The 2,028-nt window shown below is 46.0% G+C and carries 2 protein-coding genes; both read left to right on the top strand.

Annotation, left to right across the window (positions count from 1 at the left end; translation table 11 throughout):
• The coding region (locus A3761_RS28010) for a hypothetical protein (protein WP_197473150.1) at window positions 1–1,713 on the top strand (1,713 nt) is incomplete at its 5' end.
• A 44-nt stretch (window positions 1,714–1,757) separates the two neighbouring features.
• Window positions 1,758–2,028: hypothetical protein (locus A3761_RS20715; RefSeq protein WP_156491995.1), on the top strand; the 271-nt coding region annotated here is incomplete at its 3' end.

Here is a 2,028-nt window from a genome sequence, read left to right as displayed (position 1 = left end):
CTATCTAGAGCAATAAGTGCGTTAGTCCTGTTGTGTATGCTCGCTATTGGCATTACATATTGGTCTATCAATCACGCTGATAATCCGTCTATTTCTGAACTCACTCAATCTCTTGATGGTGTAGAAGAGTCGTCTCTGCATAGTCAGCTGATACCTGATACAGACCTCCCTCCTGAGGGAACCCGTTCTTTGTTCGACCATATAATCGCGCAGAATGATGGCTTGCCTTACCCTTTTACTGAAATGATCAAGCTCTTGCAGAGCCAGCACCCTGAAGGTGAAGCGCCGCTGTCATTGCTGATTCCTGATGGCCGTTCACTGCTAAAAGGCCAAGCTGATCATCATTTACCTCGAATACTGATTGCGCCAGACTTTCAGGAAGAAAACACCCCAGCGGGTTTGGGTATGAATACCCAAGGCCAGCTTTTTGTTGCGCTAGTCGAAGGGGCAAATGAAATAGAGGTGCTTAGCTACAATGAAGGCGCAGGGCGGTTTGAGTTTCAGCTGGTGCAAAATTATTGTGAAGGGTGTGTGCCAAGAATTGTCTATACTCGTCGAGCGATCTGCCTGACCTGCCACCAAGGGGGCGGGCCTATTTTCTCGCAGCGCCCTTGGCAAGAAACCAATGGACAGTTAAGTGTTGCTAAACGTATACAGGCGGCCAGAGGTAACGAGCCTTATTGGGGGGTAGACATTGAACAACCGCTGGCTACGCCTGAGCGTTTTGATGAACTCACTGATGTTGGAAATTTTCATGTAGCTAGCCAGCGCGTATGGCTAGATGCTTGTGGAGTCGAAGGCAATGAGTGTCGACGTGCACTATTGTCACTCGCTCTACGTTACGCAGATCAGCCAGGCTTGTTTGATTCAATGAGTAAAGAGGTGAATACCTTACTCAAGCTCTGGGCGAATACTTATCCCGAGACGGGCATTAAGGTGCCACAATCCGACTTGGCTAATCGAGACCCAAGTGGTGAGTCAAACACCTTTACCGAGTGGCTATACGCAACCCTTACTCCTGATATTAGCTTTGGTGACGGCGCCAAAGACAATGAAGATCTCAATGCGTTTGAAAAGCTACCACCTCTGCCACCAAGGCAGGACCCATTAACGAAGCGGGAGCCAAAACAAACGCTAAGTAAATCGGATATCGATGGTGTCTATGGTATCGCCAGTTTCTTCACTGACTCAGATTTGAAAACACTCAACGCTCACTATAGCTACAAGATAGACGCCATCTTGCAAAGAGTTTCTGACTTACCGGTTGAATTCTTTGAAGCAAAGCCTTTTTCTCGGGTGGCAACTATGAAGGCTTTATTAGCTAAGGATCTTCAGTATTGTTGTTTAGATACATCTGACATGTCTTTGCCACGAGTGAGTAGCGCGCCTAAGTTAGAGATAAACGAATATCAAGAACTTAAGTTGTTTGAGCAGTATTGCTTCACTTGTCATCGAGGTAACCCTGCTAAGCGCCTTGATTTTATGTCAGGTGATAACGAGCAAATTGTGCTTGATAAGATCAAAGATAAAGCAGAAATTCGAGACGTTCTGGACTGGGAGCGTTATCAGAATACTGATAAGGAAAGTACCTTAATGCCGCCAAGAGATTCTGTGCAGTATAAAATGCTTGTCGAGGCTTTGAGTGACGAAGGGAAAGAGGGTGATGAATTACAGCTGATGCGAGACACGGTGCCAAGCTTGTTTAGCTTTTAATCTATACTAATCACTATCGTGGAATAATCGAGAGAATATTATCAATGCACATACTTCAAGTAGCGATGTTGAAAAAGGCCATACAGCTATCGCTCGCCTTGGTTTTGATATTGAATGCCGCAAACATTTACGCGATGCCTGCCTTTGCGCGTCAATACAAGCAGCACTATGGCTATACGCCATCTTGTCACGCTTGCCACAAAGAAGGTGGCGGTACACCTTTAAACTTTTACGGACAGGCCTTTGAAGATCAGGGAAAAAACAAAGCCGCCTTAAGACTGATCGCCGAGCTGGACAGTGATAAAGATGGTATCG

Source organism: Oleiphilus sp. HI0123, assembly GCF_001635315.1.
The sequence above is the reverse complement of the archived record's forward strand: the minus strand, read 5'-3'. Positions and strand labels throughout refer to the sequence as shown.